Origin of the sequence: Escherichia sp. MOD1-EC5950 (assembly GCF_002965345.1) — a bacterium.
Lineage (GTDB): Bacteria > Pseudomonadota > Gammaproteobacteria > Enterobacterales > Enterobacteriaceae > Escherichia > Escherichia marmotae.
This window is the reverse complement of record NZ_PTSR01000039.1, coordinates 1-18,829: the sequence shown is the minus strand read 5'-3', so window position 1 is coordinate 18,829 and position 18,829 is coordinate 1. Positions and strand designations below refer to the sequence as shown.

Sequence of the window (18,829 nt, the reverse complement as noted above, 5' to 3'; positions counted from 1 at the left end):
GCCGCATCTAAAATCAGGTGGAACGCTAGTTTATGCCACCTGTTCGGTGTTACCGGAAGAGAATAGCCAACAGATTAAAGCCTTCCTGCAACGCACTGAAGATGCAATGCTTTGCGAAACAGGAACACCAGAGCAACCGGGTAAACAAAATCTGCCCGACGCCGAAGAAGGTGACGGCTTCTTTTACGCTAAGCTAATTAAAAAGTGATGAGATAACGGGTCGCGACTGATGAAAATTATCATTCTGGGTGCCGGCCAGGTTGGTGGCACGCTGGCGGAAAACCTGGTAGGCGAAAATAACGATATTACCGTTGTCGATACCAATGGTGAGCGTCTGCGGACCTTGCAGGATAAATTTGACCTGCGAGTCGTTCAGGGTCATGGCTCTCACCCACGGGTCTTGCGAGAGGCCGGTGCCGATGACGCCGATATGCTGGTTGCAGTAACCAGTTCAGATGAAACCAATATGGTTGCCTGTCAGGTAGCCTACTCGCTTTTCAACACCCCTAACCGTATCGCTCGCATCCGTTCACCAGATTACGTCCGGGATGCCGATAAGCTCTTTCATTCAGACGCTGTACCAATTGATCATCTGATAGCACCAGAGCAGTTGGTTATCGATAATATTTACCGGCTGATTGAATATCCCGGCGCATTACAGGTGGTGAACTTCGCAGAAGGCAAAGTCAGCCTGGCAGTAGTCAAAGCCTATTATGGCGGCCCGCTGATTGGTAATGCGCTTTCGACCATGCGCGAGCATATGCCACATATCGATACCCGTGTAGCGGCCATCTTCCGTCACGATCGCCCCATTCGTCCACAAGGATCAACCATCGTTGAAGCTGGCGATGAAGTGTTCTTTATTGCCGCTTCGCAACATATCCGCGCAGTGATGAGTGAATTACAGCGCCTGGAAAAACCGTATAAACGCATTATGTTGGTTGGTGGCGGTAATATCGGTGCCGGGTTGGCGCGTCGACTGGAAAAAGATTACAGCGTCAAACTCATCGAACGTAATCAGCAACGTGCCGCCGAGCTGGCAGAAAAATTGCAAAATACGATCGTCTTTTTTGGTGATGCATCAGATCAAGAACTGTTGGCCGAAGAACATATTGATCAAGTTGATCTGTTCATCGCCGTCACCAACGATGACGAGGCCAATATCATGTCGGCCATGCTTGCTAAACGCATGGGTGCGAAAAAGGTAATGGTGTTGATCCAGCGTCGCGCTTATGTGGATCTGGTTCAAGGAAGCGTGATCGATATTGCGATTTCACCGCAACAGGCAACCATTTCTGCGCTACTCAGTCACGTACGAAAAGCAGATATCGTTGGTGTTTCCTCATTACGCCGCGGTGTAGCTGAAGCTATTGAAGCCGTTGCTCACGGGGATGAAAGTACTTCTCGTGTTGTCGGTAGGGTTATAGATGAAATTAAACTGCCGCCGGGAACAATTATCGGTGCTGTGGTTCGTGGAAATGATGTCATGATAGCCAATGATAATTTGCGCATTGAGCAAGGCGATCACGTGATTATGTTCCTGACAGATAAAAAGTTTATTACCGACGTTGAACGCCTCTTCCAGCCAAGTCCTTTCTTCTTGTAATTCATGAGGCGTCTTGTGGCGCCTTATTATTTCCTTTTGTTTTTCAAGGTTTAATTAAATTCATTCCTGACAGGAAAATAGCTTAACATTTGTTAGACTTATAAATGTCAGCTTCATAGGGAGAATAAGATGAGCATTATTAAAGAATTTCGCGAATTTGCGATGCGCGGGAATGTGGTGGATTTGGCTGTGGGTGTCATTATCGGTGCGGCCTTCGGTAAGATTGTCTCTTCACTGGTTGCCGATATCATCATGCCGCCGCTAGGTTTGTTAATTGGTGGGATCGACTTTAAACAGTTTGCTGTCACGTTACGCGATGCGCAGGGGGATGTACCCGCTGTTGTCATGCATTACGGTGTCTTCATTCAAAACGTATTTGATTTTCTGATTGTTGCCTTTGCCATCTTTATGGCGATTAAGCTAATCAACAAACTGAATCGTAAAAAAGAAGAACCGGCAGCGGCACCAGCACCAACTAAAGAAGAAGTGTTACTGACAGAGATTCGCGATTTGTTGAAAGAGCAAAATAACCGCTCTTAACAAATGCCTGAAAGCAGAAGGCCAGTGGTAAAAAAGTGATTTACTTTCTTGCCACTGGCCTCCCAGTTATTCCGGTTACCCTGTTTGCCTTTACGCATGTAACTTCCTTTCCCTTTCTTATTTTTCTCAACTCGTTGTCTGAACAAGGGATCATGCAGTAATGCTTCAATCGCATTATCCTTTATCTGCCCTTTAGTATGCTGATATCGACTCATAAAAACTCCTGTTGGTTATTTAACCGCGCGAGTGTAATCCTGCCAGTGCAATAAATCAACAGCCTGTTTTCACACCACTTGCACCTTGCTCAAGAGCTTCGAGAATTGAGCAATAAACGCTGCTATGGGCTGTTCCGCAGCAGGCATCATTAAGTCGTTGCAGTGAACGTTGCATACTCTGCAACTCAGCTATTCGTGCTTCCACTTCCTGTAGTCTTTCCTGCACAATGCCTTTTGATTCCTGGCAGGTATGATGTTCAGGATCGATACGGATCGACAACAACTCACGGATCGACTCAAGACTAAAACCGAGCTGTCTGGCATGCCGAATAAACTTCAAACGTCGGAGATCGCTTTCGGTATAAAGACGAAAACCACCTTCGGTACGTACTTCATGATCCATCATCTGCTGCTTTTCATAATAACGAATAGTGTCAGGCGTCACTTCCGCCAATTTTGCCAGCTCACCAATGCGATACATAAACGCTCTCTCAGTTGTCATTAATTTTATTCAGAAGCTTACCTGCATATTCGCCATGTAAAAATTCTGTGCTCAAACCTGCTTGTCGCAGTTTTAACTCTAGCAAAGATAACCTGCGGCTAACTTCCTGATATTGTGGATCGTCCTGACGAATGCTTTTAAGAATATCCAGAAGCTGAATTGCTTCCCTCCGCTGCTCAAGTTCTGGCGGTAAACAACCGGCATTCTTCAACAAGCGATACCCCGCACGTAATTCCGGTGGCACATGGGAATCATCATCCAGTATCAATGGTTCGCCGCTACCTGGTAGGTTATCAAACTCACCTTTCGCTTGCGCTTCTGATATATGGTGCTCTGCCCACTGGTCAAGTAACCACATAAATACTCCAGGGGATGAACAAAAAGAGTACAGCTATTGTAGATAAGTGGGGATGCGACGGGTATAAAAAAACCCGCCGGGGCGGGTTTTTTTACGTTGCTTCAGATTACTCTGCAGCAGCTTCTGCTTTCGATTCAGAACGATCAACCAGCTCGATGTATGCCATCGGCGCGTTGTCGCCTGCACGGAAGCCACACTTCAGAATGCGAGTGTAACCACCGGCGCGGCTCGCGAAACGCGGGCCCAGCTCGTTAAACAGTTTTGCCACGATCTCGTTATCACGAGTACGGGCGAATGCCAGACGACGATTAGCTACGCTATCAGTCTTGGCAAGAGTAATCAGCGGCTCAACTACGCGGCGCAGCTCTTTCGCTTTAGGCAGAGTCGTCTTGATGATTTCATGACGAACCAGTGAACCTGCCATATTGCGGAACATAGCCTGGCGATGGCTGCTGTTGCGGTTCAGTTGACGACCACTCTTACGATGGCGCATGACCTTATCCTTCTCAGTAAAACCTTAACCTGTGATCCGGTTACTCGTCAGCGATGCTTGCCGGTGGCCAGTTTTCCAGGCGCATGCCCAGAGACAGTCCACGGGAAGCCAGCACGTCTTTAATCTCAGTAAGAGATTTTTTACCAAGGTTAGGCGTTTTAAGAAGCTCAACCTCGGTACGCTGTACCAGATCACCGATATAGTGGATAGCTTCTGCTTTAAGGCAGTTAGCAGAGCGGACAGTCAATTCCAGATCGTCAACAGGGCGCAGCAGGATCGGATCGAACTCTGGTTTCTCTTCTTTCACTTCCGGCTGACGTACATCACGTAAGTCAACGAAAGCTTCCAGTTGTTCAGCCAGAATGGTTGCCGCACGACGAATCGCCTCTTCAGGATCGATTGTGCCGTTGGTTTCCATTTCGATGACCAGCTTGTCCAGGTCGGTACGCTGTTCTACACGCGCTGCTTCAACATTGTAGGCAATACGCTCTACAGGGCTGTAGCATGCGTCGACCAGCAGACGGCCGATTGGGCGCTCATCTTCTTCCGAATGAATTCGGGTAGAAGCCGGCACATAACCACGACCGCGCTGAACTTTGATACGCATGCTAATAGACGCGTTCTCATCGGTCAGGTGGCAGATCACGTGCTGCGGCTTGACGATTTCGACATCACCGTCGTGGGTGATATCGGCTGCAGTCACAGGGCCAATGCCAGATTTATTCAAGGTAAGAATAACTTCATCTTTGCCCTGAACTCTCACCGCCAGCCCTTTCAGGTTGAGCAGGATTTCCAGGATATCTTCCTGAACGCCTTCTTTGGTGCTGTACTCATGTAGTACACCATCAATCTCAACCTCGGTCACCGCGCAACCCGGCATCGATGAGAGCAGAATACGGCGCAGTGCGTTACCCAGAGTATGGCCAAAGCCACGCTCTAAAGGCTCAAGGGTCACCTTGGCGTGCGTCGAACTCACTTGCTCGATATCAACCAGGCGCGGTTTTAGAAACTCTGTCACAGAACCCTGCATTGTGTCCTCTCTTTGGTACTAAGCTTTACTTGGAGTAAAGCTCGACGATCAGGTGTTCGTTAATGTCCGCAGACAGATCAGAACGCTCCGGCTTACGCTTAAACGTACCTTCCATCTTGCCAGCATCAACTTCCAGCCAGGTTGGCTTTTCACGCTGCTCAGCCAGCTCCAGAGCGGCTTTCACGCGAGACTGCTTCTTCGCTTTCTCACGAATGCTTACAACGTCATTCGGACTAACCTGATAAGAAGCGATGTTAACAACACGACCGTTTACCATAATTGCTTTGTGGCTAACCAGCTGACGTGCTTCTGCACGAGTGGCACCGAAGCCCATACGGTATACAACGTTGTCCAGACGACCTTCCAGCAGAGCCAACAGGTTTTCACCGGTGTTGCCTTTCAGACGTGCTGCTTCTTTATAGTAGTTACGGAACTGACGCTCCAGCACACCATAGATACGGCGAACTTTTTGCTTTTCACGCAACTGCACACCATAGTCAGACAGACGCGGTTTACGCGCACCGTGCTGGCCAGGAGCTTGTTCAATTTTACACTTGGTATCGATCGCGCGAACGCCAGACTTAAGGAATAAGTCGGTACCCTCACGACGGCTCAGCTTGAGCTTAGGACCCAAATATCTTGCCATTTTCTTTCTCCAACAAACCTGGAAAACGAAGCGTTATACGCGACGTTTTTTCGGCGGACGACAACCGTTATGAGGGATCGGAGTCACATCAGTAATGTTAGTGATGCGGAAACCTGCGGCGTTCAGAGCACGAATAGTAGATTCGCGGCCTGGACCCGGACCTTTAACCATAACTTCCAGATTCTTGATGCCGTATTCTTTCACGGCGTCAGCGCAACGCTCTGCTGCAACCTGAGCTGCAAACGGAGTGGATTTGCGAGAACCACGGAAACCGGAACCACCGGCAGTTGCCCAACCCAACGCGTTACCCTGACGATCAGTGATAGTCACGATGGTGTTGTTGAAAGAAGCATGGATATGAGCCACGCCGTCAGAGACTTGTTTTCTTACACGTTTACGTGCACGAATTGGTGCCTTTGCCATTATTCAATCACCCCGATTATTTCTTGATCGGTTTGCGCGGACCCTTACGGGTACGTGCGTTGGTCTTGGTACGCTGACCGCGAACCGGGAGACCACGACGATGACGCAAACCGCGATAGCAACCAAGATCCATCAGGCGCTTGATGCTCATGCTGATTTCACGGCGCAGATCACCTTCAACGACAAATTTGGCAACTTCGTCACGCAGCGTGTCGATTTGTCCTTCAGACAGCTCACTGATCTTAACATCTTCAGCGATACCCGCTGCAGCCAGGATGGCTTTGGAACGGGTCTTGCCGACGCCATAAATCGAAGTTAATGCGATTACGGCATGCTTATGATCAGGAATGTTAATGCCTGCTATACGGGCCACTATGCACTCCTACTATTTAATATGTACGTTCCATGCTGAAAAGCCCGTTTTCAGGATACTCAAATGGAAACGCACAGACATACAAAAGATTGGCTGGCTAATCTAGCCAGCTCAACCCAACTTTGCAAGAAAAATATGCGAATAAATCAGCCTTGGCGCTGTTTATGCTTCGGCTCGGCACTGCAAATCACACGGATGACACCATCACGCTTAACGATTTTGCAGTTACGGCATAATTTCTTGACGGAAGCACGAACTTTCATTTTTACTCTCCGTAACTTCTCGGGCGCCCAATTAACGGCCGTAGCCTTTCAGGTTCGCCTTCTTCAATGCAGACTCATACTGACTGGACATCATCAGAGTTTGCACTTGAGCCATAAAGTCCATAATCACGACAACAACGATAAGCAGTGAGGTTCCACCGAAGTAGAACGGTACTTTCATTGCATCACGCATGAACTCCGGGATCAGGCAGATAAAGGTAATGTACAGCGCACCAACCAGGGTCAGGCGGGTCATTACTTTATCGATATACTTCGCCGTTTGCTCTCCCGGACGAATTCCTGGTACAAATGCACCGGACTTCTTCAGGTTATCTGCTGTTTCACGCGGGTTGAAAACCAACGCCGTGTAGAAGAAACAGAAGAAGATGATTGCAGACGCATAGAGTAACACATAAAGCGGTTGCCCAGGCTGCAAATACAGCGAAATTGTTGTCAGCCAGTTCCAACCAGTACCGCCCCCGAACCATGACGCAATGGTTGCCGGGAACAGAATAATACTGGAAGCGAAGATTGCCGGGATTACCCCCGCCATATTCACTTTCAGCGGTAAATGTGTGCTCTGTGCAGCATAGACACGACGACCCTGCTGACGTTTCGCGTAGTTTACCACAATGCGGCGTTGGCCACGCTCAACAAATACAACAAAGAACGTCACTGCAAATACTAATACTGCAACCAACAGCAACACGAGGAAGTGCAGGTCGCCTTGACGCGCTTGCTCGATAGTATGGGCAATGGCTGGCGGGAGTCCCGCGACAATACCGGCGAAGATAATGATTGAGATACCGTTGCCGATACCACGTTCAGTAATCTGTTCACCCAACCACATCAGGAACATTGTTCCTGTGACCAGACTTACAACAGCGGTGAAGTAGAATGCAAAGCCCGGATTCATAACCAGGCCTTGCATACCAGGCATATTCGGAAGACCGGTAGCAATACCGATCGACTGAAATATTGCCAGCACCAGAGTACCGTAGCGGGTGTACTGGCTGATCTTACGACGACCAGACTCCCCTTCTTTCTTAATTTCTGCCAGCGTTGGATGGACCACCGTCAGCAACTGGATAATAATTGATGCCGAAATGTACGGCATAATACCCAGAGCAAAGATAGAAGCACGGCTGAGAGCACCACCAGAGAACATGTTGAACATTTCAATGATGGTGCCTCGCTGTTGCTCAAGCAGTTTGGCAAGTACAGCGGCATCAATACCAGGGATCGGAATGAAAGAGCCAATACGGAACACAATCAGCGCACCGATAACAAACAGCAGTCTGCGTTTCAGCTCGCCTAAGCCACCTTTGGCACTTTGAAAATCTAATCCCGGTTGTTTAGCCATCTGCTACTTATTCCTCGATTTTACCGCCAGCAGCTTCGATAGCAGCACGAGCGCCTTTAGTAACACGCAGGCCACGAACAGTTACCGGAGTTGTAACTTCACCAGCCAGGATCACTTTCGCGAACTCGATCTGGATACCGATAATGTTAGCCGCTTTCAGCGTATTCAGGTCTACAACACCGCCTTCTACTTTAGCCAGGTCAGACAGACGAACTTCGGCTGTAATCGCTGCTTTACGAGAAGTGAAGCCGAATTTCGGCAGACGACGGTACAGAGGCATCTGACCACCCTCAAAACCGCGACGTACGCCACCGCCAGAACGAGACTTCTGACCTTTGTGACCACGACCACCGGTTTTACCGAGGCCAGAACCGATACCACGACCCAGGCGTTTACCCGCCTTTTTGGAGCCTTCGGCCGGAGACAGAGTATTTAAACGCATCTCTTACTCCTCAACTTTAACCATGAAGGAAACCGCGTTGATCATACCGCGAATAGCAGGAGTATCCTCGCGCTCTACGGTGTGACCAATACGACGCAGACCCAGGCCAAGCAGCGTTGCCTTGTGTTTCGGCAGACGACCGATTGCACTGCGGGTTTGAGTAATTTTAATAGTCTTTGCCATGGTTTATTTCCCCAGAATTTCTTCAACGGATTTACCACGCTTGGCAGCGACCATTTCTGGAGAACTCATATTTTCCAGGCCATCAATAGTTGCACGAACCACGTTGATCGGGTTGGTAGAACCATATGCTTTAGCCAGAACGTTATGAACTCCAGCGACTTCCAGAACGGCGCGCATTGCACCACCGGCAATGATACCAGTACCTTCGGAAGCCGGCTGCATGAATACGCGAGAACCCGTATGAACACCTTTAACAGGGTGCTGCAGAGTGCCGTTATTCAGCGCGACGTTAATCATATTGCGACGGGCTTTTTCCATCGCTTTCTGGATCGCTGCTGGAACTTCACGCGCTTTACCGTAACCAAAACCAACGCGACCGTTACCATCGCCTACTACAGTCAGAGCTGTGAAGGAGAAAATACGACCACCTTTAACGGTTTTAGATACGCGGTTTACCGCGATCAGCTTTTCCTGCAGTTCGCCAGCTTGTTTTTCGATGTGAGCCATCTTACACCTCTACCTTAGAACTGAAGGCCAGCTTCACGGGCAGCATCTGCCAGTGCCTGGACACGACCATGATATTGGAACCCGGAACGGTCAAAGGATACATCTTTGATGCCTTTTTCCAGAGCGCGTTCAGCGACAGCTTTACCCACAGCTGCAGCCGCGTCTTTGTTACCGGTGTACTTCAGTTGTTCAGCGATAGCTTTTTCTACAGTAGAAGCAGCTACCAGAACTTCAGAACCGTTCGGTGCAATTACCTGTGCGTAAATGTGACGCGGGGTACGATGTACCACCAGGCGAGTTGCGCCCAGCTCCTGGAGCTTGCGGCGTGCGCGGGTCGCACGACGGATACGAGCAGATTTCTTATCCATAGTGTTACCTTACTTCTTCTTAGCCTCTTTGGTACGCACGACTTCGTCGGCGTAACGAACACCCTTGCCTTTATAAGGCTCAGGACGACGGTAGGCGCGCAGATCCGCTGCAACCTGGCCGATCACCTGCTTATCAGCGCCTTTCAGCACGATTTCAGTCTGAGTCGGACATTCAGCAGTGATACCCGCAGGCAGCTGATGGTCAACAGGATGAGAGAAACCCAGAGACAGGTTAATCACATTGCCTTTAACCGCTGCACGATAACCTACACCAACCAGCTGCAGCTTCTTAGTGAAGCCTTCGGTAACACCGATAACCATTGAGTTCAGCAGGGCACGCGCAGTGCCAGCCTGTGCCCAACCGTCTGCGTAACCATCACGCGGACCGAAGGTCAGGGTATTATCTGCATGTTTAACTTCAACAGCATCGTTGAGAGTACGAGTCAGCTCGCCGTTTTTACCTTTGATCGTAATAACCTGACCGTTGATTTTTACATCAACGCCGGCAGGAACAACGACCGGTGCTTTAGCAACACGAGACATTTTTTCCTCCGATTAGGCTACGTAGCAGATAATTTCGCCACCAAGACCAGCCTGGCGCGCTGCACGATCAGTCATAACACCTTTAGAGGTAGAAACAACTGCGATACCCAGACCCGCCATAACTTTCGGCAGCTCATCTTTACGTTTATAGATGCGCAGACCTGGGCGGCTGACACGCTGAATGCTTTCTACAACAGCTTTGCCCTGGAAATACTTAAGAGTCAGTTCCAGTTCAGGCTTGGTGTCGCCTTCAACTTTAAAATCTTCAATAAAACCTTCTTCCTTCAGCACGTTGGCGATTGCCACTTTCAGCTTGGAGGAAGGCATGGTGACCGCAGCTTTGTTCGCGGCCTGACCGTTACGGATACGGGTCAGCATATCCGCGATCGGATCTTGCATGCTCATCTGTCTTTACTCCCGTGATTCAATTGGTGACAATTACCAGCTAGCCTTTTTCAGACCCGGGATTTCACCGCGCATAGCGGCTTCACGGACCTTAATACGGCTCAACCCGAACTTCCGCAGGAAACCATGCGGACGACCTGTTTGACGGCAGCGGTTACGCTGACGAGACGGGCTGGAATCACGCGGCAGAGTCTGCAGCTTGAGAACAGCATTCCAACGATCTTCGTCGGAAGCGTTCACATCAGAGATGATCGCTTTCAGTTCAGCGCGTTTCGCGAAGTATTTATCAGCTAAAGCTACGCGTTTTACTTCGCGTGCTTTCATTGATTGCTTAGCCATTTAGTAACCCTACCTTACTTGCGGAACGGGAAGTCAAAGGCAGCCAGCAGAGCACGGCCTTCTTCGTCAGATTTCGCAGTAGTGGTAATGGTAATATCCAAACCACGAACGCGGTCGACTTTATCGTAGTCGATTTCTGGGAAGATGATCTGCTCACGGACACCCATGCTGTAGTTACCACGACCGTCGAAAGACTTAGCGGACAAGCCACGGAAGTCACGGATACGCGGTACAGCAATAGTGATCAGGCGCTCAAAGAACTCCCACATGCGTTCGCCACGCAGAGTTACTTTACAGCCGATCGGATAGCCCTGACGGATTTTGAAGCCTGCAACAGATTTGCGTGCTTTGGTGATCAGCGGTTTTTGACCGGAGATTGCTGCCAGGTCTGCTGCTGCGTTATCCAGCAGTTTTTTGTCAGCGATCGCTTCACCAACACCCATGTTCAGGGTGATCTTCTCGACCCGAGGGACTTGCATGACAGAATTGTAGTTAAACTCAGTCATGAGTTTTTTAACTACTTCGTCTTTGTAGTAATCATGCAGTTTCGCCATCGTACTACTCCAAATTACTTGATAGTTTCGCTGTTAGACTTGAAGAAACGGACTTTTTTACCGTCTTCGAATCTAAAGCCTACACGGTCAGCCTTGCCGGTTGCCGCATTGAAGATTGCTACGTTGGAAACCTGAATAGCGGCTTCTTTCTCAACGATGCCACCCGGTTGGTTCAGAGCCGGAACTGGCTTCTGGTGTTTCTTAACCAGGTTGATACCTTCAACAATGACCTTGCCGGAAGACAGGACATTCTTAACTTTACCGCGCTTACCTTTATCTTTACCGGTTAACACGATAACTTCGTCATCACGACGGATCTTCGCTGCCATGATTCGCTCCTTAGAGTACTTCTGGTGCCAGAGAGATAATTTTCATGAACTTCTCACTACGAAGCTCACGAGTTACCGGCCCAAAAATACGCGTACCGATAGGCTGCTCGCTGTTGTTGTTCAGAAGAACACAAGCATTACCATCGAAGCGAATGACAGAACCGTCCGGGCGACGAACACCCTTCTTGGTGCGCACCACTACCGCCTTCAGCACATCACCTTTTTTGACCTTACCACGCGGAATTGCTTCTTTGATGGTGATCTTGATGATGTCGCCTACGCCTGCGTAGCGACGGTGCGAGCCACCCAGAACCTTGATACACATTACGCGACGTGCACCGGAGTTGTCGGCGACGTTCAGCATAGTCTGTTCTTGGATCATTTTAGTGCTCCGCTAATGTCAACTACTACTGAGACCCGAAAATCAGGCCGTTAAAAAGCCCCATATCGAGGGCGCGGCATTATAACACCGCTTCAACGATAAGGGTAGAAAAAATAAACGGCTCATCGCTGAGCCGTTTATTCGTATCGAGAAAGTGTACTGTATTACAGAACCGCTTTCTCTACAACGCGAACCAGCGTCCAGGATTTGGTCTTGGACAGCGGACGGCATTCGCGGATTTCAACCACGTCACCGATACCGCATTCGTTGTTCTCGTCATGTACGTGCAGTTTGGTCGTACGCTTGATGAATTTACCGTAGATCGGGTGTTTCACAAAACGTTCGATAGCAACAACAATGGATTTCTCCATTTTGTCGCTAACAACGCGACCTTGCAGAGTACGGATTTTATCGGTCATTACGCACCCGCCTTCTCAGTCAGTAAAGTCTTAACGCGTGCGACATCGCGACGCACTTGCTTCAACAGGTGAGACTGTTGCAGCTGGCCACTTGCAGCCTGCATACGCAGGTTGAACTGCTCACGCAGCAGGTTCAGCAGCTCGGTGTTCAGCTCTTCAACGCTCTTCTCACGCAGCTCTTTTGCTTTCATTACATCACCGTCTTAGTTACAAAGGTGGTTTTAATCGGCAGTTTCGCTGCTGCCAGCTTGAATGCTTCACGGGCCAGCTCTTCCGGAACACCGTCCATTTCATACAGGACTTTACCCGGCTGAATCAAGGCAACCCAATACTCCACGTTACCTTTACCTTTACCCATACGCACTGCCAGCGGCTTTTCAGTGATCGGTTTGTCCGGGAACACACGGATCCAGATCTTACCTTGACGCTTAACTGCACGGGTCATAGCACGACGTGCTGCTTCGATCTGACGTGCAGTCAGACGACCACGGCCAACAGCTTTCAGACCGAAGCTGCCGAAGCTAACATCCGTACCCTGCGCCAGACCGCGGTTACGGCCTTTGTGCATTTTACGGAATTTTGTACGCTTTGGTTGTAACATCAGCGACGCTCCTTATTTACGGCCTTTACGCTGCTGCTTTTTAGGCTGAGCAGCCGGTTTTTCCGGTTGTTCAACAGCAGCCATACCACCCAGGATCTCGCCTTTGAAGATCCACACTTTAACGCCGATTACACCGTAAGTGGTGTGCGCTTCGGAGGTGTTGTAGTCGATGTCAGCACGCAGAGTGTGCAGCGGTACGCGACCTTCGCGGTACCATTCGGTACGTGCGATTTCCGCGCCGCCCAGACGGCCGCTAACTTCAACTTTGATACCTTTAGCGCCCAGACGCATTGCGTTCTGTACAGCACGCTTCATAGCACGACGGAACATAACGCGACGTTCCAGCTGAGAAGTGATGCTGTCAGCAACCAGTTTTGCGTCCAGTTCAGGCTTACGAACTTCGGCGATGTTGATCTGTGCAGGAACGCCAGCGATGTCCGCTACGACCTTACGCAGTTTTTCTACGTCTTCACCTTTCTTACCGATAACGATACCCGGGCGAGCAGTGTGAATGGTTACACGGATGCTCTTAGCCGGACGCTCGATAACGATACGAGATACGGACGCTTTAGCCAGTTCCTTAGTCAGGTACTGACGTACTTTAAAATCGCTGTCCAGGTTGTCAGCGAATTCTTTGGTGTTCGCAAACCAGGTAGAGTTCCATGGTTTTACAATACCCAGGCGAATACCATTAGGATGTACTTTCTGACCCATTGCTAGTCTCCAGAGTCTCAGCGATCGGACACAACCACAGTGATGTGGCTGGTGCGCTTCAGGATGCGATCTGCACGACCTTTTGCACGCGGCATAATGCGCTTCATGCTCGGGCCTTCGTCTACGAAAATTTTCGTAACTTTCAGATCGTCAATGTCAGCGCCATCGTTGTGTTCAGCGTTAGCAATGGCAGATTCCAGAACCTTCTTGACCAGTACAGCCGCTTTCTTGTTGGTGTAGGTCAGAATATCCAGAGCCTGCGACACTTTCTTACCGCGAATCAGGTCAGCAACAAGGCGAACCTTCTGAGCAGAAGAACGAGCATGGCGATGTTTAGCGATAGTTTCCATCTCTTCCTCCTACCTTATTTCTTTTTCGCTTTTTTATCAGCAGCATGGCCGCGATAAGTACGAGTCGGTGCGAATTCACCCAGTTTGTGACCAACCATTTCGTCGGTTACAAATACCGGAACGTGCTGACGACCATTATGGACAGCGATGGTCAAACCGATCATGTTAGGAAAGATCGTTGAACGACGGGACCAAGTGCGCAGGGGCTTCTTGTCTCCGCTTTCCACCGCTTTCTCTACCTTCTTCAGCAAGTGCAGGTCAATAAAAGGACCTTTCTTGAGAGAACGTGGCATGGCTTATCCTCTAAAATTATTTGCTACGGCGACGTACGATAAATTTATCAGTACGCTTGTTGCTGCGGGTCTTCTTACCTTTGGTCTGAACGCCCCACGGAGTTACCGGGTGCTTACCAAAGTTACGACCTTCACCACCACCATGTGGGTGGTCTACCGGGTTCATCGCCGTACCGCGAACGGTAGGACGAACACCACGCCAGCGTGCAGCACCTGCTTTACCCAGAACGCGCAGCATATGCTCAGCATTGCCAACTTCGCCCAGAGTAGCGCGGCAGTCTGCTTCTACTTTACGCATTTCACCAGAACGCAGACGCAGGGTGACATAAGCACCGTCGCGAGCAACGATCTGAACGTAAGTACCAGCGGAACGTGCCAGCTGACCGCCTTTACCTGGTTTCATTTCTACGTTGTGAACAGTAGAACCAACCGGGATGTTGCGCATCGGCAGAGTGTTGCCTGGTTTGATTGCAGCATCAACGCCAGACTGAATCTGGTCGCCAGCTTTCAGGCCTTTAGGGGCCAGGATGTAACGGCGCTCACCGTCTTTGTACAGAACCAGCGCGATGTTCGCGGAACGGTTCGGATCGTACTCAAGACGTTCAACAACTGCCGGAATACCGTCTTTGTTGCGTTTGAAGTCAACAATACGGTAAGCCTGCTTGTGGCCACCACCGATATGACGAGTGGTGATACGGCCATTGTTGTTACGACCACCGGATTTGCTGTTTTTTTCCAGCAACGGAGCAAAAGGTTTGCCCTTGTGCAGCTCAGGGTTAACCACTTTAACAACGTGGCGACGACCCGGAGATGTCGGTTTACATTTAACAACTGCCATTGTATTACTCCTCCGACTTACTCAGCGCCGCCAACGAAGTCCAGGTTCTGGCCTTCTTTCAGGGTGACGTAAGCTTTTTTCCAGTCGCTACGACGACCGATACGCTGTCCGTGACGTTTAACTTTCCCTTTAACAACCAGGGTGTTAACGACTTCGACTTCGACTTCAAACAGTTTCTGCACAGCAGCTTTGATTTCTGCTTTGGTCGCGTCTTTAGCAACTTTGAGCACGATGGTGTTAGATTTTTCCATCGCAGTAGACGCTTTTTCAGAAACGTGCGGTGCACGCAGCACCTTCAGCAGACGTTCTTCACGAATCATGCCAGCATCTCCTCAACTTGCTTAACAGCATCAGCAGTCATTACGACTTTGTCGAAGGCGATCAGGCTAACCGGGTCGATACCAGTTGCATCGCGTACGTCAACCTTGTGCAGGTTGCGCGCAGCCAGGAACAGGTTCTCGTCCAGCTCACCGGTGATGATCAGCACATCTTCCAGAGCCATGTCTTTCAGTTTCTGTGCCAGCAGCTTAGTTTTCGGTGCTTCTACAGAGAACTTCTCGACAACGATCAGACGATCCTGACGTACCAGTTCGGACAGGATGCTTTTCAGCGCGCCGCGGTACATCTTCTTGTTAACTTTTTGACTGTGGTCCTGCGGACGAGCAGCGAAGGTCACGCCACCAGAACGCCAAATCGGGCTCTTGATAGAACCAGAACGCGCACGGCCGGTGCCTTTCTGGCGCCACGGTTTTTTACCGGAACCAGTTACTTCAGCACGAGTCTTCTGAGCACGAGTACCCTGACGAGCACCGGCTGCATAAGCAACAACAACCTGGTGAACCAGCGCTTCGTTGAAATCACGACCGAAGGTAGTTTCGGAAACAGTCAGCGCGCTCTGCGCGTCTTTCAATACTAATTCCATTGCTATCTCCTTACGCCTTCACAGCTGGTTTAACGATCAGGTCGCTACCGGTTGCACCCGGGACAGCACCTTTCACCAGCAGCAGGTTGCGCTCAGCGTCAACGCGTACTACGTCAAGGCTCTGAACGGTTACACGTTCGTTACCCATCTGACCTGCCATTTTCTTGCCTTTGAACACTTTGCCCGGAGTCTGGTTCTGACCGATAGAACCCGGTACGCGGTGAGACAAGGAGTTACCGTGAGTAGCATCCTGGGTACGGAAGTTCCAGCGCTTAACGGTACCTGCGAAACCTTTACCTTTAGAGGTGCCAGTTACGTCAACTTTTTTAACGTCAGCAAACAGTTCAACGCTAATGCTCTGACCTACAGTGAACTCTTCGCCTTCAGCCAGGCGGAATTCCCACAGACCACGGCCAGCTTCTACGCCAGCTTTAGCAAAGTGGCCAGCTTCAGGCTTGGTCACACGGTTAGCTTTTTTAGCACCGGTGGTTACCTGAATAGCACGGTAGCCATCGTTAGCCAGGTCTTTAACCTGAGTAACGCGGTTTGCTTCAACTTCGATTACGGTTACTGGGATAGAAACGCCGTCTTCTGTGAAGATACGGGTCATACCCACTTTTTTACCGACTAAACCAATCATTGTTTCAACCTCTCAATCGCTCAATGACCTGATTAACCCAGGCTGATCTGCACGTCTACACCGGCAGCCAGATCCAGACGCATCAGAGCATCAACGGTTTTCTCGGTTGGCTCAACGATGTCAACCAGACGCAAGTGAGTACGGATTTCGTACTGATCACGCGCGTCTTTGTTGACGTGCGGAGAGATCAGAACAGTGAAGCGCTCTTTGCGTGTCGGCAGCGGGATCGGACCACGGACCTGCGCACCAGTGCGCTTGGCAGTCTCGACGATTTCCGCGGTTGCTTGATCGATCAGACGATGATCAAACGCTTTCAGGCGGATACGGATTCTTTGGTTCTGCATGAGACCAGAGCTCCAATTATTTTATAAACGAAAATGATTACTCCTCAGACCCATTACGATTGATGGGAGAGTGTAACCGTTCTTACGTAGCTCCCCGATTGGGAGCATTGTTAGGTAGCCAAAATCAGCTAACTGAGGTTCAGATTGAACCTGATGTCAACTACGACAAGCCCGCGCATTATACGTAAATCTGAGCCTGACGCAAGCATCGCGTAGAAATTAATCGTAGTGAGCATATTGCGAACTACATTCCACCAAATATGTAAGGTTGTGAAGAGAGAATTTTTCGCCGGAACCAGGTTAACAAAGTCGGCAATTCTTTGTTGCTGATTATCTGGACTTATTCGAAGGTGATACTCCATTTACAGAGGATGCTTTATGGATGCCACCTTTCCTTTTCTGATTTTATACATTTGCTTATCGTCCCTGCTTTTTTTCTATGATGCAAAACATGGCTTGCTGCCTGACAGGTTTACCTGCCCATTACTCTGGTCCGGGCTTCTTTTTTATCAAATTTGTCACCCTGGCGGTTTAGCCGATGCGTTATGGGGGGCCATTATCGGTTACGGTGCATTCGCCATTATCTACTGGGGTTATCGCATACTGCGCCATAAAGAAGGATTAGGCTATGGCGATGTGAAGTTTCTCGCAGCCCTCGGAGCCTGGCATACATGGGCATTTCTGCCACGGCTGGTTTTTCTTGCTGCGTCATTCGCCTGCGGAGCAGTTGTTATTGGTGTGCTCATGAGGGGAAAAGCATCATTAAAAAACCCGCTGCCTTTCGGACCATTTCTGGCGGCTGCGGGTTTCGTTGTAGGCTGGGATAGTCTGCTGACGGGCAGTTAATCATTAACTTTAATTTGTGATTGCAGGTAATTCTGTAGGCCTATTTTATCAATGAGATCAAGTTCAGTTTCTAGCCAGTCAATATGGCCTTCTTCATCAGCAAGAATTTCGATCATCATATCGCGGCTGACATAGTCACGGACATTGTCGGCGTAGGCGATGGCCTCACGAAGATCCTTTGCCCCTTCCAACTCTAAACGCAGGTCGGACTGCAGCATCTCTTCGACATCTTCACCTATTCCCAGCTTACCCAGATCCTGTAAATTGGGGATTCCTTCTAAGAATAAAATACGCTCGATATATTTATCAGCGTGTTTCATCTCATCGATGGATTCATGGTATTCGACGTCATTAAGGCGCATCAGGCCCCAGTTTTTAAACATCCGGGCATGAAGAAAATACTGATTGATTGCGATAAGCTCATTTCCCAATAGTTTATTGAGATAATTTATGATTTTAACATCACCTTTCATTTTATAGTCCCTCCGCTTCCACTATTAGAGCGTAGATGGGGCTAGCGGGATGTCAAAAAATAAGCGCGGGCTTCAGGCAATCTCTTTAAATTCGGGCATCTGCATCAACTCATCCTGCATCACTTCGCGTGCGGCGCGAATGCACTTACCACATTGATTTCCCACAGGAATAAACTTACGTAATTGTTGAAAAGACTGAGGATGAAATTGACGTACCGCCTGACGAATTTTTTTGTCACTTACACCATTACACAAACAAACGTACATGATTACTCCCGTTCAAATTCTGCGCAAAGTGTAAATGAGAATAGTTATGATTACAATAGCACAATTTTATTTGCACCACGGTACAGCGAGCAAGAATTACGACTAAATATTTCCAGAATAAATTACGGGCAGCAAAAAGGGCGCCGAAGCGCCCTTTTCAATTCAAAACTAATTAACGAGTAATTAGCTCAGAACTTTAGCTACAACGCCCGCGCCAACGGTACGGCCGCCTTCACGGATTGCGAAACGCAGACCGTC

37 protein-coding genes and 1 pseudogene are annotated in these 18,829 nt (G+C 49.4%); 4 read left to right on the top strand and 34 right to left on the bottom strand.

Annotated elements, in window-relative coordinates:
• The 3 genes and pseudogenes from BEA93_RS22165 to mscL form a co-directional block, all read left to right on the top strand.
• A pseudogene (locus BEA93_RS22165) lies at positions 1-208 on the top strand (16S rRNA (cytosine(967)-C(5))-methyltransferase RsmB); the annotation flags it as partial.
• 21 nt (positions 209-229) lie between these two features.
• Positions 230-1,606, top strand: a complete 1,377-nt coding sequence (gene trkA / locus BEA93_RS22160; RefSeq protein WP_000691382.1) for a Trk system potassium transporter TrkA — start codon at positions 230-232, stop codon at positions 1,604-1,606.
• A 129-nt stretch (positions 1,607-1,735) separates the two neighbouring features.
• On the top strand, positions 1,736-2,146 hold the full coding sequence (gene mscL, locus BEA93_RS22155) for a large-conductance mechanosensitive channel protein MscL (protein ID WP_000022446.1): 411 nt from the start codon (positions 1,736-1,738) through the stop codon (positions 2,144-2,146).
• On the opposite strand, the gene arfA is transcribed toward mscL, so the two are convergent.
• The 31 genes from arfA to rpsJ form a co-directional block, all read right to left on the bottom strand.
• Positions 2,143-2,361 carry an alternative ribosome-rescue factor ArfA gene (gene arfA, locus BEA93_RS22150; RefSeq protein WP_000092705.1) on the bottom strand — a complete coding sequence of 73 codons (219 nt, stop codon included), beginning with the start codon at positions 2,359-2,361 and terminating at the stop codon, positions 2,143-2,145. The genes mscL and arfA overlap by 4 nt on opposite strands.
• A 55-nt stretch (positions 2,362-2,416) precedes the next feature.
• Positions 2,417-2,842: a Zn(2+)-responsive transcriptional regulator gene (zntR, locus tag BEA93_RS22145; RefSeq protein WP_000285595.1), complete on the bottom strand. Its 426-nt coding sequence runs from the start codon at positions 2,840-2,842 to the stop codon at positions 2,417-2,419.
• 10 nt (positions 2,843-2,852) lie between these two features.
• Positions 2,853-3,221 (bottom strand): DUF1992 domain-containing protein, encoded by a 369-nt coding sequence (locus BEA93_RS22140; RefSeq protein WP_016262605.1) that lies wholly within the window; start codon positions 3,219-3,221, stop codon positions 2,853-2,855.
• 106 nt (positions 3,222-3,327) lie between these two features.
• Positions 3,328-3,714 (bottom strand): 50S ribosomal protein L17, encoded by a 387-nt coding sequence (gene rplQ / locus BEA93_RS22135; protein WP_001216372.1) that lies wholly within the window; start codon positions 3,712-3,714, stop codon positions 3,328-3,330.
• Between the two features lie 40 nt (positions 3,715-3,754).
• The gene (locus BEA93_RS22130; protein ID WP_001162094.1) at positions 3,755-4,744 is read right to left on the bottom strand and encodes a DNA-directed RNA polymerase subunit alpha; all 990 of its coding nucleotides are present in this window, start codon (positions 4,742-4,744) and stop codon (positions 3,755-3,757) included.
• Between the two features lie 25 nt (positions 4,745-4,769).
• The gene (rpsD, locus tag BEA93_RS22125; protein WP_000135224.1) at positions 4,770-5,390 is read right to left on the bottom strand and encodes a 30S ribosomal protein S4; all 621 of its coding nucleotides are present in this window, start codon (positions 5,388-5,390) and stop codon (positions 4,770-4,772) included.
• A 33-nt stretch (positions 5,391-5,423) separates the two neighbouring features.
• Positions 5,424-5,813, bottom strand: coding sequence for a 30S ribosomal protein S11 (rpsK, locus tag BEA93_RS22120; protein WP_001029684.1), 390 nt, complete (start codon positions 5,811-5,813; stop codon positions 5,424-5,426).
• 16 nt (positions 5,814-5,829) lie between these two features.
• Positions 5,830-6,186 (bottom strand): 30S ribosomal protein S13, encoded by a 357-nt coding sequence (gene rpsM, locus BEA93_RS22115; RefSeq protein ID WP_000090775.1) that lies wholly within the window; start codon positions 6,184-6,186, stop codon positions 5,830-5,832.
• A gap of 146 nt (positions 6,187-6,332) precedes the next feature.
• The gene (gene rpmJ, locus BEA93_RS22110) at positions 6,333-6,449 is read right to left on the bottom strand and encodes a 50S ribosomal protein L36 (RefSeq protein WP_000868187.1); all 117 of its coding nucleotides are present in this window, start codon (positions 6,447-6,449) and stop codon (positions 6,333-6,335) included.
• A 31-nt stretch (positions 6,450-6,480) separates the two neighbouring features.
• Positions 6,481-7,812: a preprotein translocase subunit SecY gene (gene secY, locus BEA93_RS22105; RefSeq protein ID WP_001118864.1), complete on the bottom strand. Its 1,332-nt coding sequence runs from the start codon at positions 7,810-7,812 to the stop codon at positions 6,481-6,483.
• 7 nt (positions 7,813-7,819) lie between these two features.
• Positions 7,820-8,254, bottom strand: coding sequence for a 50S ribosomal protein L15 (gene rplO / locus BEA93_RS22100; RefSeq protein ID WP_001238917.1), 435 nt, complete (start codon positions 8,252-8,254; stop codon positions 7,820-7,822).
• Positions 8,255-8,257: 3 nt separating this feature from the next.
• Positions 8,258-8,437, bottom strand: a complete 180-nt coding sequence (gene rpmD, locus BEA93_RS22095) for a 50S ribosomal protein L30 (protein ID WP_001140433.1) — start codon at positions 8,435-8,437, stop codon at positions 8,258-8,260.
• A 3-nt stretch (positions 8,438-8,440) separates the two neighbouring features.
• Positions 8,441-8,944 carry a 30S ribosomal protein S5 gene (gene rpsE / locus BEA93_RS22090; RefSeq protein WP_000940122.1) on the bottom strand — a complete coding sequence of 168 codons (504 nt, stop codon included), beginning with the start codon at positions 8,942-8,944 and terminating at the stop codon, positions 8,441-8,443.
• Between the two features lie 14 nt (positions 8,945-8,958).
• Positions 8,959-9,312, bottom strand: a complete 354-nt coding sequence (gene rplR / locus BEA93_RS22085; RefSeq protein ID WP_000358960.1) for a 50S ribosomal protein L18 — start codon at positions 9,310-9,312, stop codon at positions 8,959-8,961.
• 9 nt (positions 9,313-9,321) lie between these two features.
• Positions 9,322-9,855: a 50S ribosomal protein L6 gene (rplF, locus tag BEA93_RS22080; RefSeq protein ID WP_000091945.1), complete on the bottom strand. Its 534-nt coding sequence runs from the start codon at positions 9,853-9,855 to the stop codon at positions 9,322-9,324.
• A gap of 12 nt (positions 9,856-9,867) precedes the next feature.
• Positions 9,868-10,260 (bottom strand): 30S ribosomal protein S8, encoded by a 393-nt coding sequence (rpsH, locus tag BEA93_RS22075; RefSeq protein WP_000062611.1) that lies wholly within the window; start codon positions 10,258-10,260, stop codon positions 9,868-9,870.
• Positions 10,261-10,293: 33 nt separating this feature from the next.
• Positions 10,294-10,599, bottom strand: coding sequence for a 30S ribosomal protein S14 (rpsN, locus tag BEA93_RS22070; RefSeq protein ID WP_001118930.1), 306 nt, complete (start codon positions 10,597-10,599; stop codon positions 10,294-10,296).
• Between the two features lie 14 nt (positions 10,600-10,613).
• Positions 10,614-11,153 (bottom strand): 50S ribosomal protein L5, encoded by a 540-nt coding sequence (rplE, locus tag BEA93_RS22065; RefSeq protein WP_001096200.1) that lies wholly within the window; start codon positions 11,151-11,153, stop codon positions 10,614-10,616.
• A 14-nt stretch (positions 11,154-11,167) separates the two neighbouring features.
• Positions 11,168-11,482: a 50S ribosomal protein L24 gene (gene rplX / locus BEA93_RS22060; RefSeq protein WP_000729185.1), complete on the bottom strand. Its 315-nt coding sequence runs from the start codon at positions 11,480-11,482 to the stop codon at positions 11,168-11,170.
• 10 nt (positions 11,483-11,492) lie between these two features.
• A complete protein-coding gene (gene rplN / locus BEA93_RS22055; RefSeq protein ID WP_000613955.1) occupies positions 11,493-11,864 on the bottom strand; it encodes a 50S ribosomal protein L14 in 372 nt (123 codons plus the stop codon).
• Positions 11,865-12,028: 164 nt separating this feature from the next.
• On the bottom strand, positions 12,029-12,283 hold the full coding sequence (gene rpsQ / locus BEA93_RS22050) for a 30S ribosomal protein S17 (protein WP_000130100.1): 255 nt from the start codon (positions 12,281-12,283) through the stop codon (positions 12,029-12,031).
• Positions 12,283-12,474, bottom strand: coding sequence for a 50S ribosomal protein L29 (rpmC, locus tag BEA93_RS22045; RefSeq protein ID WP_000644742.1), 192 nt, complete (start codon positions 12,472-12,474; stop codon positions 12,283-12,285). The genes rpsQ and rpmC overlap by 1 nt, the downstream gene beginning before the upstream one ends.
• Positions 12,474-12,884 carry a 50S ribosomal protein L16 gene (rplP, locus tag BEA93_RS22040; protein WP_000941212.1) on the bottom strand — a complete coding sequence of 137 codons (411 nt, stop codon included), beginning with the start codon at positions 12,882-12,884 and terminating at the stop codon, positions 12,474-12,476. The genes rpmC and rplP overlap by 1 nt, the downstream gene beginning before the upstream one ends.
• A gap of 12 nt (positions 12,885-12,896) precedes the next feature.
• Positions 12,897-13,598, bottom strand: coding sequence for a 30S ribosomal protein S3 (gene rpsC / locus BEA93_RS22035; RefSeq protein ID WP_000529945.1), 702 nt, complete (start codon positions 13,596-13,598; stop codon positions 12,897-12,899).
• 17 nt (positions 13,599-13,615) lie between these two features.
• The gene (gene rplV, locus BEA93_RS22030) at positions 13,616-13,948 is read right to left on the bottom strand and encodes a 50S ribosomal protein L22 (protein ID WP_000447529.1); all 333 of its coding nucleotides are present in this window, start codon (positions 13,946-13,948) and stop codon (positions 13,616-13,618) included.
• A gap of 14 nt (positions 13,949-13,962) precedes the next feature.
• Positions 13,963-14,241, bottom strand: coding sequence for a 30S ribosomal protein S19 (gene rpsS / locus BEA93_RS22025; RefSeq protein ID WP_001138117.1), 279 nt, complete (start codon positions 14,239-14,241; stop codon positions 13,963-13,965).
• A 16-nt stretch (positions 14,242-14,257) separates the two neighbouring features.
• Entirely contained in the window at positions 14,258-15,079 is an 822-nt protein-coding gene (rplB, locus tag BEA93_RS22020; protein WP_000301864.1) for a 50S ribosomal protein L2, read from the bottom strand.
• 17 nt (positions 15,080-15,096) lie between these two features.
• Positions 15,097-15,399 carry a 50S ribosomal protein L23 gene (gene rplW, locus BEA93_RS22015; protein ID WP_000617544.1) on the bottom strand — a complete coding sequence of 101 codons (303 nt, stop codon included), beginning with the start codon at positions 15,397-15,399 and terminating at the stop codon, positions 15,097-15,099.
• Entirely contained in the window at positions 15,396-16,001 is a 606-nt protein-coding gene (rplD, locus tag BEA93_RS22010) for a 50S ribosomal protein L4 (RefSeq protein WP_000424395.1), read from the bottom strand. Before rplD ends, rplW begins: the two co-directional genes overlap by 4 nt.
• Positions 16,002-16,011: 10 nt before the next feature.
• The gene (gene rplC, locus BEA93_RS22005) at positions 16,012-16,641 is read right to left on the bottom strand and encodes a 50S ribosomal protein L3 (protein WP_000579833.1); all 630 of its coding nucleotides are present in this window, start codon (positions 16,639-16,641) and stop codon (positions 16,012-16,014) included.
• A gap of 32 nt (positions 16,642-16,673) precedes the next feature.
• Complete coding sequence (gene rpsJ / locus BEA93_RS22000) at positions 16,674-16,985, bottom strand: 30S ribosomal protein S10 (RefSeq protein ID WP_001181004.1); 312 nt, start codon at positions 16,983-16,985, stop codon at positions 16,674-16,676.
• A 378-nt stretch (positions 16,986-17,363) separates the two neighbouring features.
• Between rpsJ and BEA93_RS21990 the strand changes: the two genes are divergently transcribed.
• Positions 17,364-17,831 (top strand): prepilin peptidase, encoded by a 468-nt coding sequence (locus BEA93_RS21990; RefSeq protein ID WP_000340140.1) that lies wholly within the window; start codon positions 17,364-17,366, stop codon positions 17,829-17,831.
• Here BEA93_RS21990 and bfr read toward each other — a convergent pair.
• The 3 genes from bfr to BEA93_RS21970 form a co-directional block, all read right to left on the bottom strand.
• Positions 17,828-18,304, bottom strand: a complete 477-nt coding sequence (gene bfr / locus BEA93_RS21985) for a bacterioferritin (RefSeq protein WP_105225064.1) — start codon at positions 18,302-18,304, stop codon at positions 17,828-17,830. The genes BEA93_RS21990 and bfr overlap by 4 nt on opposite strands.
• A gap of 72 nt (positions 18,305-18,376) precedes the next feature.
• Complete coding sequence (gene bfd / locus BEA93_RS21980; RefSeq protein WP_000289090.1) at positions 18,377-18,571, bottom strand: bacterioferritin-associated ferredoxin; 195 nt, start codon at positions 18,569-18,571, stop codon at positions 18,377-18,379.
• A gap of 183 nt (positions 18,572-18,754) precedes the next feature.
• The coding region (locus BEA93_RS21970; RefSeq protein WP_072164356.1) for an elongation factor Tu at positions 18,755-18,829 on the bottom strand (75 nt) is incomplete at its 5' end.